We start from the raw sequence: 15,016 nt of genomic DNA on the forward strand, positions 1-15,016 counted from the left end.
GCTCAATCCATTCGGATCGCGCTTAACGGTTGGAGATACCTACCCCCCATGGATAAGACGCTGGGCTTCAAGATCGAGGCGGCCAAACTCGCCAAAGTCGATGCCCTCGCTCAGCCGAGGGGAGGGCGCGGACCTTTCATGCGCCAGCTGGTTGATGCCGTGCTCAGGCAGTCGGGTGCCAGCGACGCGGCGGAAGAAATGGTCGACCGGGAGACAGCCGGTGCACACCGCGTTTATCTTCGGCCGACCCAAACGGAGATGGCCGTCATTCGGCATCGCGCGCAAGAGCAGCGGATGACCCCGGCGACCTGGGCCTTGTCGCTTGTGCGGCGGCACCTTGGCATTGCAGCGCCCGTCGATCGCGAGTTGCGTGAAGAGCTATTGAACTGCCGACAGGCGTTGCAGCGTATCGGTCGCAATGTGAACCAGATTGCTAAAGCCGCGAACAAGATGGCGCTCGCGGATAATGCGGCCGAGATCGCGGGTGAACTCAAAAAGGTCAACGAGCTGCGAGAGGCCATCGGCGCAGCGGTTGAAGGCATCGGCGCTGCGACAAAGGCTGATCTTACCTATTGGGAGGTTGCCGGTGAGCGACTTTGACAGCAGCTTTGAAGCGGGTCAGGTCGCGGCGCTTTTCAAGCCCAAGATCACCGCTGACCCGAACGGACGTGGGGCTAACCAGCTGTTGCGCGGCCTGTCATCGGGCAAGGCGCAACGTGCTATTAGTACGCGGGCACGTCTTGCCCGCGTCGTCGGGCGCGCTCCGGAGGTCATGGTCAAAGTGACAGGGCGGCCCAAGGGCAAAAGCCATGCGGCGGCCCATTTCGATTATATCGGTCGCAAAGGCGACGTTCCGCTTGAGACGCGCGACGGCGATATTCTCTCTGAGAAGGACGATCGCGCCGCTCTCGCGCGTGATTGGGGCGATCCTGCCTACTGGCGTGACAGTTCGACCGTTGCCGCCGTGAGCATGGTTTTCTCGATGCCGGCAGGAACCGACCCCGATAAGGTTTTGTCCGCTGTGCGTGAAGTCGCGCGCAGCGAGATCGCCCATGAATGGGATTATGTTCTGGCGCTCCATACCGACACGCCGCGTCCCCATGTCCATTTGACGGTTGCAGCGCGGGGGGACACTGGACGCCGGTTCAATCCACGTCCGCAAACGCTCCACCAGTATCGTGAGCGTTTTGCCGAGGAATTACGGGCGCGTGGCGTGAGTGCCGAAGCTACGCCGCGCGCAGCGCGTGGTATTGGTCGTGCTGGGCAGAGCATGGCACTGAACCAGATGCGGCAGCGTTACATGACAGGCACGGCCCCCGCGCCGTTGGCGAACCGCAAGATCACCGCAGCGGCGCAAGATCAGCATCGAGGCCGAGCGGAAGCGCCGGAATTTGTCGGGCGTGGCCGACAGCAATGGGATGAGGCCCGCAAGCGTTATCTTGCGGCTGCGCAGCGGCTTGGAGAGAGCGCGGACCCGGCAGATCGTCAATTGGCAGATCAGGTGCGCCAGTTTGTGAGGGCGGGCAGGGCACCGACAATCCATGAACAGTCGGTTGCCGCGATCGAGCGGCAGAGCCAGCAACGCGAGCTATCGGGACAGAGGGGGCGACTGCCTTCTGAACCAGGGGTCTGAGTAGCAACGGAACAGAAAACCTACATAAGGATTTCAAGGCTCTTCGTCCGGATCGGCGGTTTTCGGATCACGTAGCGGCCTGAGTTCACCGCGAGCGACGAATTCCGGGAGTGTGAAGGCGTATCGGCCGAGCATGTTGACGTGGCCGAAGCCGAGCGGCGAGAGACGCGCGACATCCTCCGGCTTGGCGTCGTAGCCTTCAGTGACGAGCTGGTTGATGGCGGCGTCCATGTAGATCGTATTCCAGAGCACGACGAGATTGACGACCAGGCCGAGCGCTCCAAGCTGGCCCAGTCGGCCCCAAGCTGCGATTTTGGCCAAGTCGGAGAACGTTTTGGGAACGTGGCATTCGGTATTGACGATGGAAATCATAGAAGAGGACAGTTCGCTCCATCATAGGGAGTGGGTTGATGGATCGGAGTATTCCGGGCGGGGATTTGATCGGACGATGGAGCCTGAGCTTTGCCGATATTGATTTTGTAAATTCGAAGCCGGCCCTGACGCGCCTTGGCCTCGCCGCGCAGCTGAAATTCTTCGCTTCCCTGGGGTTTTTCGCGATCGATCCCGGCTCAATCCCTACCGATGGCCTCTCGTATCTGGCCGAGCAACTCGGTGTCGAGGCTGGCGAGATAGCCGGTTATGACTTTTCCAGTCGGACAGCACGACGGCATTGTGCGGAGATCCTGATCCATCTTGGATATCACCGCATGAAGCGGGTGAGTCGATCAATGCCATGCTTGAGCATGTTTTCCTGTGGTGCCGGGACCGGCGTATTTATGGGCCGTCGCGCAAGGAGCTTGAACGTGTCGTTCGCTCACAACGGCAAGATTATCTGGACACCTGGCTGATCGGAGCCAGTGATCGGCTTTCGTCAGATGCGGTGGCGTTATTGGAAGCCTCGCTTGCCGATCCGGACAGCTCGACCGGATTCAACAGGATGAAGGGTGACGCCGGACAGGCAACGCTCGACAACATTCTCGACGTGACCGAGAAACTCGCCTTTATCCAGAGACTTGATCTTCCCCATGATCTCCTGACGGCTACGGGCAAGCCATGGGTCGATCAGATTGTTCGCCGCGTTGCCGGTGAAAAGGCCTCGGAGATGCGCCGGCATGCGCCGGCGCGACAGCTCGGCCTTTATGCGATTTATCTAATGTCGCGGGAGGCGCAACTCACTGACGCGATGATCGACCTGCTGATCGAAACCGTTCACAAGATCGGAACGCGCTCGAAACGCAAGGTGGTGGGCGATATCGCGAAAGACATCGAGCGGGTCTATGGAAAGGAGCGCCTGCTGGTCGAGATCGCCAGCGCCTCGATCAATGAACCATCGGGGCGCATCTGCGATGTCATTTTCCCGATCGCCGGTAAGGCCAAGCTGGCGGCGATCGTCAAGGAGAGCCATGCGAAGGGCGCTCTGGACCGGCGCATCTACAAGGTGATGCGTGGTTCCTGGGCCAATCATTACCGGCGCATGCTGCCAAGCCTGCTTTCCGTACTTGAGTTCCGGTCGAACAACGCGGTGTGGCGGCCGGTCCTGGCGGCCCTCGACTGGATCAGGAGCAAGGTGGATGGCGGATGCCGCTTCGTGCCATTGCAGGATGTTCCGATCGATGAGGTGATTCCAGCGCGATGGCGCAGTTCCGTCATTGATGACGATGGGCGGGTAAACCGGATCAGCTATGAGCTTTGCGTCCTGACGCAACTGCGCGACCGCATCCGCTCCAAAGAAATCTGGGTGGTCGGGGCGGATCGCTATCGCAATCCCGATGACGATCTTCCCAAGGACTTCGAGATCAGGCGAGATGCGTACTATTCCGGCCTCAGCCTGACGCCAGATGCGCAGGCGTTTTGCGCCTCGATCCGGGAGGAGCTTGAACGGGAACTGTTGCTCCTCAATGCCAATATTCCACAAAACGACAAGGTCCGGCTCCTGTGGCGCGGCGACAACCGGATATCGATTACACCGTTCAAGCCCTTGCCCGAACCGAAGGGTCTCGCTTCGATCAAAAGCGAGATCGGTCAGCGCTGGCCGATGACCGGACTGCTGGACGTGTTGAAAGAGGCTGCTCTGGACACGGGATTGATGGATGCTTTCGAAACGTCGGCCTCGCGGGTTACCCTGTCGAAAGCAGCCTTGGCTCAGCGTCTTTTGCTGTGTCTCTATGGCTTGGGCACGAACGCCGGGCTCAAGCGGGTCGCTGGCGCAACACCCGATGTCAGTTACGAGGAATTGCTGCATGTCCATCGCCGTTTCATCCACGCGCCAGCGCTGAGGGAGGCGTGCGCGCGGGTAGCAAACGCGACACTGGCAATCCGCAATGCCGCAGTATGGGGAGATGCGGGCACGGCATGCGCGTCCGATTCAACGAAGTTCGGCGCGTGGGACCGCAACCTGATGACGGAATGGCACGCCCGCTATGGCGGCCGTGGCGTCATGATCTACTGGCATGTGGAGAAGCGCGCGACCTGCGTTTATTCCCAGCTCAAGCGGTGCTCTTCCTCGGAGGTCGCCTCCATGATCGAAGGCGTGCTACGCCATTGCACCGACATGGAAATCCAGCGCCAGTACGTCGATAGCCACGGCCAGAGCGCAGTCGGCTTTGCGTTCTGCCGACTCCTTGGATTTGAGCTTGCCCCGCGGCTGAAAGCAGTGGCACGCCAGAAACTGGCCCTTCCCCAAGCCGGCATGCGCACGCGGCTTTCCAATTTACTGCCGATCCTCTCCAGCCCGATCGACTGGGACGAGATCGAGCAACAATATGACGAAATGGTCAAATATGCCGCTGCCATGCAATCGCGCACCGCCGATCCGGAAGCGATCCTGCTCCGGTTTGCCAGAGCCGAAGTGATGCACCCGACCTACAAGGCGCTGAGTGAACTCGGCCGCGCGGTCAAAACAATCTTCCTATGCCGGTATTTGCGTCAGGAGGCATTCCGCCGCGAGATCCACGAAGGGCTGAATGTGGTTGAGAACTGGAACGGCGCTAATGGTTTCGTGTTCTTCGGCAAGGGCGGCGAGATCGCCACCAACCGCATCCATGAGCAGGAAATCTCCGTTCTGGCGCTACACCTCCTGCAAGCGTCGCTGGTGTATGTGAACACCCGCATGCTTCAGACCGTACTGGTTGAGCCGAAGTGGGCGGGGCGGATGACGCCGGAAGATTATCGTGGTCTCACGCCGTTGATCTACAGTCATGTGAACCCTTATGGCCGCTTCGACCTCGACCTGAACGACCGGATTGATTTTGGACGGCTTGCAGCGTGAGGCGGCTGATCGGCCTATAACATTTGGGTACACCCCAGAGTGATAGGGCCGAGTGACACCATTCGTCTGTCACAAAAGGGTGGGTTTGCGCTCAATGTGACGATACACTGCAAGAGCCACCCTAATGTGACGGATTTTGCACTTGGCTCGTATCGGATATGCCCGCGTCAGCACCACGGACCAGGATCTGGATATCCAGATTGGCCGCCTCAAGAATGCAGGTTGCGAAATTATCCGTTCCGAGACCGGATCGGGGGCCTCGCGGAGCGGGCGCACGGAACTGGAAACGATCATGCAGTTTATGCACACCGGCGACGAGCTGGTCGTGCTGCGGCTCGACCGGCTCGGCCGCTCCACGCGCGATGTCCTGAACCTGGTGCATGAGCTTGATGAAAAGGGAGCTTCGCTGCGCATCCTTGAGCCAGAGGTGACGACGGCGGGCGACACGGGGCGAATGGTCATCACCATACTCGGCATGGTCGCCGATATGGAGCTGAAGTTCATCAAGGATCGTCAGCGCGCCGGGATCGAAGCGGCGCGCGCCGAAGGCGTTTACAAAGGCCGGAAGAAGAACGTCGATGACGATGAAATCCGCCGTCGCCTTGCCGCCGGCGCCAGCAAGGCCCGCGTTGCCCGCGACCTGAAGGTCTCACGAATGACCGTCTATCGGGCGCTCGACATTATTCCGTCACAGACCAAACTGCCGGAAAAGCCGCCCACTGCCAGCATCGCCCTGCATCTGATTATCGAGAACTTCAACAAGCGTGGAAGAGGTAGAAAACCCGCTCGGGAGCGGATTGAGGCGATGCTGGAACGCGACTACGCCATGGTAAAAAACGGCAATTGTGATTACAAACTGACCGTCGCCTATGACCCCGATCCGGATGGCATTTCCCTTGATGAGGAAATCCAAAGCCTCCTCTCCGAGATGTTCAACATCGCAGAGAGCTACAATTGCTCCATGGAAGCCGATATCTACGAGGTCGGTGGTCAGCAACGGTCCTGGTAGAATCAATCAAGCGTTCAGTGTTCGTTCTTCAACCTGGCCAAAATCGCAGCTTCGGGCCGACTGGGCCTACCTGGTGTGCGTCCTGCTGACCGCCGCCGCCGCGCGGGCGGCTGCCCAGAAAGGCACGCATCAGGACGTGTTGCTGAACCACGTATCGGCCATGGGATATTCCGCCCTGTCGGAACTGAGCGCATATTTCCAGAAGGTGACGGCATGAACCAGTCGTTCGATACCCAATTGCAGGTGGTGCTCAGGGCGCTGGGTGAAGTCGTGCTGCCCGCACTGGGCGGCGCAGAGAAACATGTCGTCGAACAGCTCCATTTGTCGATGGCGGCGCTTACTTTAATGAGCGAGCGCCTGCCCCATGCGCGACGTTTCTACCGTGGCGAATTGCTTGTCTATGGCGCGCTCGCTGATGCGGTTGCCGACATAATCGGCACGCACGCTCCCAGCGATGCGGATGATCTGCGCTCGTTCGCCCAAAGCGCCAGGACATTGCTGCAAAGCGCTACCGCCGAATGGACGGACTATATCGACGCCACCCGTGACCTGCGCGCCCGCGTCGCTGGCGTGACGGAGCGCAGCGCGGGTGCGCCCTATGAACAGGCGCTCGACCAACTGGTCATCGCCACATCGACCGACCTGCACCTGCAATCGCGCCTGTGGTGCCTACCCTTCGGCTTCGAACTCAAGCCAGAGGATTTGCCAAAGCCTGCATGGCTGGGCCAAGCGGAGAAGCTGTAATGGTGTCCGGTTGCCTGTGAAGCAGCCCCGCCAAGCCTATAATCCCCGTTGCCTTACCAGCCGTACAATCGCCAGCGCAGCTACAAACGCAATGCCAAGGGGTAGCAACGGCACAAGAAAGAGATCCTGCGCACCTGCGCTGGCGCCACCCAGGACCAGTGCCCCGATCAGCGGCCCGCTGATGGAACCCAGCCTGCCCACTCCAAGGGCAAACCCCACACCCTTGGCGCGCATCGCGGCGGGATAGATCAAGCCCGCCGACGTATTGATGGCCGTTTGGCTGCCGATCAGGCTCACGCCGCAAAATCCCAGTCCCACTGCAAGCCACACGTCAGGCAGGGCGACAGCCGACAAGAGGCCCAGGATCGCCCAAGCCCCACCCAGCAAGGCCACGACCAGCCGCCAGCGCCATCGACCCAGAATAACGGCTACCACGATGCCCCCTGCCGCCCCGCCAAATTGCAACATGGAGTTCATGACCGCAGCGCCTTTGGGCGACATGCCGCTGGATTCCAGCGCAAGCGGGAGCCAACTGCTGAGCAGGTAAATGCTCATCAACACCCCCACGAACAGCATCCAGACGAGCGGGGTGATAAGCCGATACGGGCCTTCGAACAGGCTGGCGGCGGGCTGGCCGCTGGTCGTGGCATGGTCGTTTGGTCCCACGACGATCAGGCTTGTGTCGGAAACGGCAAGGCCGGGCTTTATCCGCCGCAACAATGCCACCATCTCTGCCCGGCGATTGGGGTGCAATGCCAGAAAAGAGGGCGATTCCGGCAGGACAAACCAGATCAGGATCGCCAGCAGGAGCGGCGCCGCGCCGCCAATCTGAAACAGAATGGGCCAGCCCTGCGCGGGAACCAGCGTGGCGGCAGCCACCCCGGCAATGGCACCGCCAAAGCTGATGCCGACCGTCACCAGCGCGGTCATCATCGGACGGACCCGGCCGGGAGAAAATTCGGCGGCAAGGGCAATGACATTGGGCAACACGCCGCCAAGACCGATACCGGTGAGGAATCGCAGGATCGCCAGTTCCGTTGCGGTGTCGGCCCATCCCGTTGCAATACAGAAAGACCCGTAGAGGACCGAACCCAGGATAATCGCATTGCGCCGTCCGAAACGGTCGCCGAACCAGCCGATCGCAGGGGCACCGATCAGAACCCCGACCAACCCGGCGCTCAGCGCCGATGCCAGCGCGCCCCGCGCTATCCCCAAATCCCGCACGATGGCGGGCGCGGCATAGCCCATCGCCTGAAGGTCGAAGCCATCGGCTAGAAGGGTCAGGAACAATATCGCGAAAACCTTGAGATACAGGCCAAAAACCGGCTGGTCATCGACGATATGTCCGACGTCTATCGCCTGACCGCGCGCCATTGCAGGGGTATCGAACGGGGAATCTGGCACTATGTTAAATCCTGGCACGGAAGGAAATGAACGCCTGCCGACCCAACACGTCATAGGTGCTGGTATCGGTGTTGCCGAATGCGGACCCGACCTGTGGCGGCGCCTTGTTGGCGATATTGGTCACGCCGCCGCGGATTTCGAAATTTTCATTGACCCCGATCCGCACATTCATGTCGAAATAATCATAGGCCGGAACGCCCGGAATGATGCTGGCGGCGTTGGTGACGCGTGAGGAATCTTCTACCGAACTCAAATGACGCCATGTGAATCCGAGAGAGAACATATCCTTGCTGTAGGTGGCTGATACCACCGATTTCCATTGCGGCTGCACGATACCGCCATTGCCGGTCGTGCCGATAAAGTCGAGTTCGGGCGAACCGGGCAGGCTTCTCACCAGGAAGCGGTCGACATAGGTGCCGATGAGGTTGAACCGCAGCGCACCCGGATTGCCGCCGACCACGCTTTCAAGGGGCAGCACCCAGTCGATCTGGCCATCGATGCCCGATGTCTTGAACGACGCCAGATTAAGCAGAGGCTGGGTCGGATTGGCGATAGCGCCTGTGCCGGGCGACCGGTCAATCTGCTGGCAGTTGATGTTTGTGGGATCATAATTGGGGTTCGACACGCCATCGCCATTGAAACAGCGGCTCAAGGCGACAGGCACGCCCAGCACGCCGATCGCATCGCTGATCGAGATATTATAATAGTCGATCGATGCGGTCAGCCGGGACAGGACGGACGTTGCGAAGGGGGATTTGAGAACCAGGCCGATCGAATAGGTGTCGGCGCTCTCTTCCCGCAATGCGGCATTGCCTTCATTGGTCGCGAACACCGTATTGCCGACATAGGTATAGCCCGCGATCGCTGACGCAGGCACGCCCTGCGCGACGCACAGCGCCGATACACGTGCGCCGTTGGGTCCGGTGCGATAGGCACCGCGCACATCGCACGGATCGCCCGTGAAGGCGGGCGCGCCGGTTGGCGACAGCGGCGCTCCCAATGTCACGCCCACGCTATTGGGGGCGGCAAAAAGCTCGCCGACGCTTGGCGCGCGCACCGCGCGGGAATAGCCGCCGCGCACACGCACTTCATCGACAATGGCCCAGTCGATATCCGCCTTGTAGGCGCTGACGCCGCCGATCGAGTCATAATTGGAGTAGCGATAGGCCGCGCCCAGATTAAACTCCTTGATAAAGGGCGTGTCATGAATCAGCGGGGCGAGCAGTTCCGCGTAGATTTCACCGACTTCGGTCGATCCCCCGCCACTGCGCGATGCGCCATAGCCTGTCAGGTCAGCCGCCGCGACCACGGGGTCGGCGGTGAAGGCGTAGCGGTTGCGGCGATACGTGGCACCGGCGGCGAATTTCAGCGGTCCGGCCGGCAGGGTGAGCACGGTACCCTGGATATTCGCTTCCGCTGTCTCCTGCTTTAGCACGGTAGTGTTCACCGCTTCGCGCAGAATGAAGGATTGGCAGCTTTGCGAGATGGGCTGATCGCCAAACAGGTTAAGCCCGCCTTCGCACAAGGGCGATACCGCCGCCACTGCACCACTGGCAGGGCGCCCGGCACCGCCAAAGGGATCGCGCAGCAACTGTTGCAGGGCGGACGCCGAAACGCCGCCGCGCAGCGTCGATTGATTTTCCGTCCGGCCATGCGTGAACGACACGTCCCACGTCCAGCCAAGGCTGGTGATGTCCCCTGAAAGACCGGCAACCACCTGATACAGATCCCATTCTTCCCGCTGGGTGCGCGGACCGAGCGGAAACAGGAGCTTATTATAGACAAAATCGCCTGCGGGATTGCTGCGGGAATTGAGCAGCGTCTTGAGATCGGCGGGAATGAAGGGATTTGTGGCCGGGACGAACGTGACCTGGCCAAGGCTGCCGAGCGGCGTGATCGAAATGCCGACATCGGCAACATAGGCCGTATATTGTCCCTGAACGAACGCCTTGAGCGTGTCGCTCAGTTCATATTCCGCGCGTGCAAAACCATTGAAACGCTCCAGGGGAATCTGGATGTCGTAATAGAGACCGGACGCTTGCAGCAGGGTGTTGTTCTGCGACCGGATCAGATCGTCGATCGGCCCTTTATAATTGAAGATCGGCGCTGTCACCGGGTTGGCCGTGAACAGCGACCCGTCATTGTTCACGCCGAAACCCCGCGTGCGCGATACGGTGGCGGGCGGCGTGCCATAGCGGTTGAATACGCCGTTCACGGCAAGCTGGCTGGGCGGATTGGCGGACAAATCCGCAACGCCGGTGGGCAGAAAGGCGATATTGACGGTGCCATTTTCCGTGAAGAAGGATCGATCCCGGCGCTGGACACGTTCGCGGCTGGTATAGTCCAGCGCAACAAAGACATTGCCCCGCCCCTGCGCGAAATCGGTTCCGGCCAGCAAGCCAAGCTGGCGGGCAGCCGCGTCACCACGGGTCGTCAGATTATATTGCCCGTCAATCTGAATGCCCTCAAACCGATCGCGCAGTTTGAAATTGACCACGCCTGCCATGGCATCCGACCCATAGGTTGCCGATGCGCCGCCGGTAATGGTTTCGACATTCTGGATGAGCTGCCGGGGGATGGTATTCACGTCGATCGTGCCATCGCCGTTCGATGGCTGCGCGCGTCGCCCGCTGATGAGCACCAAGGCACGGTTGGTGCCCAGCCCGCGCAAATTGAGGTTGGCCTGTCCGCCACGGGACGGAAAGGCGTTCGCCTGTCCAGTCGATGGCGTGAACTGGGGCAAATCGTTCAGCGCGCTTTCGATCGTTACGGCACCGCGATTTTCGATTGCCGCAACGCCCAGCGTCACGATGGGGCTGCTGGCGGTATAGTCCTGTCGCGCAATGCGCGATCCGGTCACCGTGATGTCGGCTGCGGCAGGCGCAGCGGGCGTGCTTTCGATGCTGTCTGCTTGCGCGATCACCGGGGCGGCATCACTGGCGGGGGTCGTTTGTGCATATACGCTGGTGGTCGACAACAACGTGCACATCATGCCGGTTATCAGGCGCATTCTACTCTCCCATGACTGTCGGCCGGTTCCGTGGCGCGATCTCATATTCGGTCCGGTCTGCGCGGTCGGACGATACCGATGCACAGACCTTTTCCCGGCCCGCTTCCTGTCATACTGGTGTGCGGCTAGCTATTTCGAATTGGCGTTTGCTATAAGAAAAATCGACCAAGATCATCCACCGCCGGACAATATGGCTGCCTTGTCTCGATTTTTGAATATCTCGCACAGCTTCCGAATATCGTGGAGACGTGGAAAGTCTTTAAGCGGTCGCCACACATTAGCGCCGCACTTGGCGATAATCTGATGCAGGAGAGATAAGGATGCAGGCGCTAGCAACCGGCGGGCAGCAGGGCTATCTTCGGATAGCAACCGAGGAGGCTTTCATAACGCCGCAGGTTCTCGACGGTTATCGGCGACTGGTTGCGCAAGGATATGACGATCCGGGGTTCGAAAGCCTATGGGGGTTTTATTCGACATCGGATGCGGACCGGCCGACATTCATCCGTGACGGGTTGCTCGACATGGGCGCGCAGCGGATCGCCCATATGGACGCAGCGGGCATCGATCGCGCGATCATAGCATTGACCGCACCGGGAACGCACGTGTTCGATCGCGATGAAGCGGTCGCTCTGACCATTGATGCCAATGACCAGTTGGCCCAGGCCTGCCTGGCCCATCCCGACCGTTTTGTCGGCATGACTGCGATCGCCCCGCAAGACCCGGCCTTTTGCGCCCGCGAAATTGAGCGAGGCGCGGCCATGGGCATGAAGGCGGTGATCCTGAACGGCCATGTTCGTGACGAATATACCGACGATCCAAAGTTCTGGCCGATTTTCGAGGCCGCCGAGGCGCTCGACCAGCCGATCTATCTGCATCCCCAAGGCCCTTCACGCCACTTGATCCAGCCGTTTCTGGAACGTGGCCTGGATGGCGCGATATTCGGTTTTGGCGTTGACACTGGCCTGCATCTTTTGCGGCTGATCGTCATGGGTGTGTTCGATCGCTTCCCGAAACTGAAACTGGTCGTGGGCCATGGCGGGGAAGCCCTGCCCTATTGGGCCTTCCGATTGGATTACATGCACGCAGCGGGCATAAGATCGCAGCGCTATCCCATTCTCCAGCCGCTGAAACTGACGATTTCCGAATATCTGCGGCGGAACATCTATGTGACGTTCAGCGGGATGCCATGGGAACCGGCGGTCAAGTTCTGCCGCGATACGCTGGGCGCGGACCGCATCATGTATGCCATGGACTATCCCTACCAATATCAGCCGCAGGAAGTGGCCGCGATGGATGCACTCGCCTTGGAGCCTGCCGAAAAGAAGGCGTTTTTCCAGGGCAATGCCGAACATGTGTTCAATCTTTAGCCCATGTGGCGTGCGCCCAAAGCCCGGCCAAATCCGCGTTTCGGGCGGATAAGCGGCACGACATTATCGCCACTCACCCACCGGCTGTTCACGCTGCTCTGGGTCGCGACGCTGATCGGCAATTTCGGCAATGCGTTCCAGGCGGTCGGCGGTTCGTGGCACATGACGTTGATTGATGATCGTCCCGACATGATCGCGCTGGCGCAGACTGCCTTTTCCGCACCGATACTGGTGCTGGCGATGATCGGCGGAGCACTCGCCGATTTGCATGAGCCGCGGCGGATCATGGCGCTGGCCATGCTGACAGCAACGATATTGTCGTCGATGCTGGTGCTATTGGTGACGCTGGGTTTGTTGAATGCCTGGGCACTTATTGCGTTGCTGTTTGCGTCCGGCGGCTGCCTGGCTTTCTACAATCCCGCCATGCAGGTCGCGATCGGTCATATCGTCCCGCGTGAGGATATTGCCGGCGCGGTAAGCCTCAATATTCTGGGCTTCAACGTATCGCGCACTTTGGGTCCAGCCATCGGCGGGATTATCGTCGCTTTTGGGGGTGTCACGGCGGCATTCGCCTGCACGGTAGCGACCTCTCTTTGCGCGATGGTGATGCTATGGTCCTGGCACCCTCTCGCCAATCGACCGCCCCGCGACCGGCGCAACCATGTCTGGCATGCCATTGGCGAAGGGTTGAACAGCATCCGATCCAGCACGCCGCTATGCACGCTGCTGATACGCGCGCTGGCGTTTACATTTTGCGGCAGCGCGACCTGGGCATTGATGCCACTGATATCGCGTGACCTGTTGCAAGGCGGTCCGCAGCGTTTCGGGATGCTGCTGGGCGCATTAGGGCTGGGGGCCGTGATCGGCGCGGCGCTCAGCCATCGGGTGCGGGCCAGATATGCCAATGAAACGCTCGTCCGTGCGGCCGGGATCATCTATGGCACATCCTGCCTGATCGTTGCGATCGCACCCGGTTTTCCGGTCACGACCCTGGCCCTGATCGTCGCGGGTGCAGGCTGGGTGCAGGCTCTTTCCGGCTTTGGCGTGATGGCACAACGCTGGTCACCCCGCCCGGTCATTGGCCGGGTCAGCGCCGCGACGAGCAGCGTGATCTGGGGTGGTATGGCGGCGGGCAGTTGGGGCTGGGGGCATGTCGCAACCGCCGTGGGGGTCGCCCATTGCATTGCCCTGTCCGGTGCGGCCATGATCTTGCTGGCCGGTCTGGGCCTGCTGTTGCCGCTGCCTGCCCATGAGGATGCAACACCGATGGCCGGGCGCTAAGTGCGATTGCCCGGCCGGCCGCCATCGGGCTATGAAGCGGGATGAGCACAGCGGCGTTTCAGCTTAACATACGGCATCTGCGTGGTGTGGTGGCCATTGTGTCGCGTGGCAGCATGAGCGCGGCGGCGCAAGCCGTTAACCTGTCGCAGCCTGCGCTGACACAGGGGCTGGCGAAGTTGGAGCGGCAAATCGGCGTCGCATTATTCGATCGCTCGCCAAATGGGATGAAGCCCACAGCCGAAGGGCGCATTCTGGCCTATCGGGCGGAGGCGGCGCTGGGTCATCTGGCCAGTGTGATGCGCGAAATAGGCGTCAGCCATCCGCGCTCCTTTTCGCGGCCGGAATATCTGGTCACCGCCACGCAACTTAACGCCTATCTCAGTTTTGCCGAAGCCGGCAGCTTTGCCGGAGCGATGCAGGCGATCGGTTTGTCGAAGGCGGCGCTGCATCGCGCCGTGCGCGATCTTGAACAGTTGGTCGTTGTGCCCCTGTTTGAACGGCGGGCACGGTCGATAGCACTGACCGGCGCAGGACGAACGGTGGCGCGCGGCATTCGGCTGGCGGCGGGCGAAATCAATGCCGGTATTGCCGAAATCCGCCCCGACCGCGGCAGCATCGGTGGCCAGATTACCGTCGGTGCCATGCCCTTGTCGCGGGCCTATGTCCTGCCGCGCGCGATCGCAGCCTTCACCCGTATCGCGCCTTATACCCGTATAGACGTGGTGGAGGGCGCGTATAAGGAACTGGTCGAGCCGCTGCGTGATGGCATCATAGATTTGATTATCGGTGCCTTGCGGACGCCCCATGCTCCCCCGGACCTGATTCATGCGCCGCTGTTCAGCGACAGGCTCGCCATCGTCGCGCACGCTGGACATCCGCTTTGCGGCGTTGAGGCACCGACACTCGACGATCTGGCGCGCTATCCTTGGATTATCGGACGCGCCGATACACCGCTCAGAGCGTTATGGCATTCGCTGTTCGACGGGCGGGATTTGCCCAAAGCGCCGATCGAATGCGGGTCAGTGATTACCATCAGAGGCATTCTGCGCGACAGCAATTTCCTGACAATCCTGTCGCCCGATCAGGTTGCCGCGGAAATTGATCGTAAAGTCCTGGCCATGATTGGCGAGCCTTTGCACGATCAGGTCCGAACAATCGGCATCATCACGCGCGCGCTATGGCGTCCGACCGTTGTGGAGCAGCGCTTCATCGAGCAAGTCCACCTGGCAGCGGAAGCACCGCGACGCTATCATGACCCGATCTGAAGCAGAACTGCCTTCCCCTGTTCAACGACGAGCCA

At 60.6% G+C, this 15,016-nt stretch carries 12 protein-coding genes and 1 pseudogene; 10 read left to right on the forward strand and 3 right to left on the reverse strand.

What is annotated here, in order from left to right:
• Window positions 1–48: 48 nt before the first annotated feature.
• Together mobC and OVY48_RS06705 are read left to right on the forward strand one after the other, a co-directional pair.
• A complete protein-coding gene (mobC, locus tag OVY48_RS06700; protein WP_066532656.1) occupies window positions 49–600 on the forward strand; it encodes a plasmid mobilization relaxosome protein MobC in 552 nt (183 codons plus the stop codon).
• Entirely contained in the window at window positions 587–1,633 is a 1,047-nt protein-coding gene (locus OVY48_RS06705) for a relaxase/mobilization nuclease domain-containing protein (protein ID WP_313922238.1), read from the forward strand. Before mobC ends, OVY48_RS06705 begins: the two co-directional genes overlap by 14 nt.
• Window positions 1,634–1,666: 33 nt before the next feature.
• Here the strand turns inward: OVY48_RS06705 and OVY48_RS06710 are convergent.
• Window positions 1,667–1,933: pseudogene (locus OVY48_RS06710) on the reverse strand (Tn3 family transposase); the annotation flags it as partial.
• A 110-nt stretch (window positions 1,934–2,043) separates the two neighbouring features.
• On the opposite strand from OVY48_RS06710, the gene OVY48_RS06715 reads away from it, so the two are divergent.
• From OVY48_RS06715 to OVY48_RS06735, 5 genes are all read left to right on the forward strand, one after another.
• Complete coding sequence (locus OVY48_RS06715) at window positions 2,044–2,481, forward strand: DUF4158 domain-containing protein (RefSeq protein ID WP_313922239.1); 438 nt, start codon at window positions 2,044–2,046, stop codon at window positions 2,479–2,481.
• Entirely contained in the window at window positions 2,367–4,901 is a 2,535-nt protein-coding gene (locus OVY48_RS06720) for a Tn3 family transposase (RefSeq protein ID WP_313922240.1), read from the forward strand. Before OVY48_RS06715 ends, OVY48_RS06720 begins: the two co-directional genes overlap by 115 nt.
• A gap of 142 nt (window positions 4,902–5,043) precedes the next feature.
• A complete protein-coding gene (locus tag OVY48_RS06725; protein ID WP_086485392.1) occupies window positions 5,044–5,910 on the forward strand; it encodes a recombinase family protein in 867 nt (288 codons plus the stop codon).
• A gap of 73 nt (window positions 5,911–5,983) precedes the next feature.
• Window positions 5,984–6,127, forward strand: coding sequence for a hypothetical protein (locus OVY48_RS06730; RefSeq protein WP_313922241.1), 144 nt, complete (start codon window positions 5,984–5,986; stop codon window positions 6,125–6,127).
• A complete protein-coding gene (locus tag OVY48_RS06735) occupies window positions 6,124–6,654 on the forward strand; it encodes a hypothetical protein (RefSeq protein WP_313922242.1) in 531 nt (176 codons plus the stop codon). The genes OVY48_RS06730 and OVY48_RS06735 overlap by 4 nt, the downstream gene beginning before the upstream one ends.
• Before the next feature lie 36 nt (window positions 6,655–6,690).
• Here the strand turns inward: OVY48_RS06735 and OVY48_RS06740 are convergent, their stop codons facing one another.
• Both OVY48_RS06740 and OVY48_RS06745 read right to left on the reverse strand, forming a co-directional pair.
• Window positions 6,691–8,058: an MFS transporter gene (locus tag OVY48_RS06740; protein ID WP_313922243.1), complete on the reverse strand. Its 1,368-nt coding sequence runs from the start codon at window positions 8,056–8,058 to the stop codon at window positions 6,691–6,693.
• Window positions 8,059–8,062: 4 nt separating this feature from the next.
• Window positions 8,063–11,068, reverse strand: coding sequence for a TonB-dependent receptor domain-containing protein (locus tag OVY48_RS06745; RefSeq protein ID WP_313922244.1), 3,006 nt, complete (start codon window positions 11,066–11,068; stop codon window positions 8,063–8,065).
• Between the two features lie 320 nt (window positions 11,069–11,388).
• On the opposite strand from OVY48_RS06745, the gene OVY48_RS06750 reads away from it, so the two are divergent.
• The 3 genes from OVY48_RS06750 to OVY48_RS06760 are packed head-to-tail and all read left to right on the forward strand — an operon-like array spanning window position 11,389 to window position 14,981.
• Window positions 11,389–12,435 (forward strand): amidohydrolase family protein, encoded by a 1,047-nt coding sequence (locus OVY48_RS06750; RefSeq protein ID WP_313922245.1) that lies wholly within the window; start codon window positions 11,389–11,391, stop codon window positions 12,433–12,435.
• A 3-nt stretch (window positions 12,436–12,438) separates the two neighbouring features.
• Window positions 12,439–13,716, forward strand: a complete 1,278-nt coding sequence (locus OVY48_RS06755; protein WP_313922246.1) for an MFS transporter — start codon at window positions 12,439–12,441, stop codon at window positions 13,714–13,716.
• 41 nt (window positions 13,717–13,757) lie between these two features.
• Window positions 13,758–14,981 (forward strand): LysR family transcriptional regulator, encoded by a 1,224-nt coding sequence (locus OVY48_RS06760; RefSeq protein ID WP_313922247.1) that lies wholly within the window; start codon window positions 13,758–13,760, stop codon window positions 14,979–14,981.
• Window positions 14,982–15,016: the final 35 nt, after the last annotated feature.

It is taken from the genome of Sphingobium sp. SA2, from assembly GCF_032227065.1.
Classification (GTDB): Bacteria; Pseudomonadota; Alphaproteobacteria; order Sphingomonadales; family Sphingomonadaceae; genus Sphingobium.

What these genes read in the sequence shown, in the direction of transcription:
- OVY48_RS06745 (WP_313922244.1), bottom strand. Translation starts at nt 11,068, where the DNA reads ATGCGCCTGATAACCGGCATGATGTGCACGTTGTTGTCGACCACCAGC.
- OVY48_RS06750 (WP_313922245.1), top strand. Translation starts at nt 11,389, where the DNA reads ATGCAGGCGCTAGCAACCGGCGGGCAGCAGGGCTATCTTCGGATAGCA.
- OVY48_RS06715 (WP_313922239.1), top strand. Translation starts at nt 2,044, where the DNA reads ATGGATCGGAGTATTCCGGGCGGGGATTTGATCGGACGATGGAGCCTG.
- OVY48_RS06755 (WP_313922246.1), top strand. Translation starts at nt 12,439, where the DNA reads ATGTGGCGTGCGCCCAAAGCCCGGCCAAATCCGCGTTTCGGGCGGATA.
- OVY48_RS06720 (WP_313922240.1), top strand. Translation starts at nt 2,367, where the DNA reads ATGCTTGAGCATGTTTTCCTGTGGTGCCGGGACCGGCGTATTTATGGG.
- OVY48_RS06760 (WP_313922247.1), top strand. Translation starts at nt 13,758, where the DNA reads ATGAGCACAGCGGCGTTTCAGCTTAACATACGGCATCTGCGTGGTGTG.
- mobC (WP_066532656.1), top strand. Translation starts at nt 49, where the DNA reads ATGGATAAGACGCTGGGCTTCAAGATCGAGGCGGCCAAACTCGCCAAA.
- OVY48_RS06735 (WP_313922242.1), top strand. Translation starts at nt 6,124, where the DNA reads ATGAACCAGTCGTTCGATACCCAATTGCAGGTGGTGCTCAGGGCGCTG.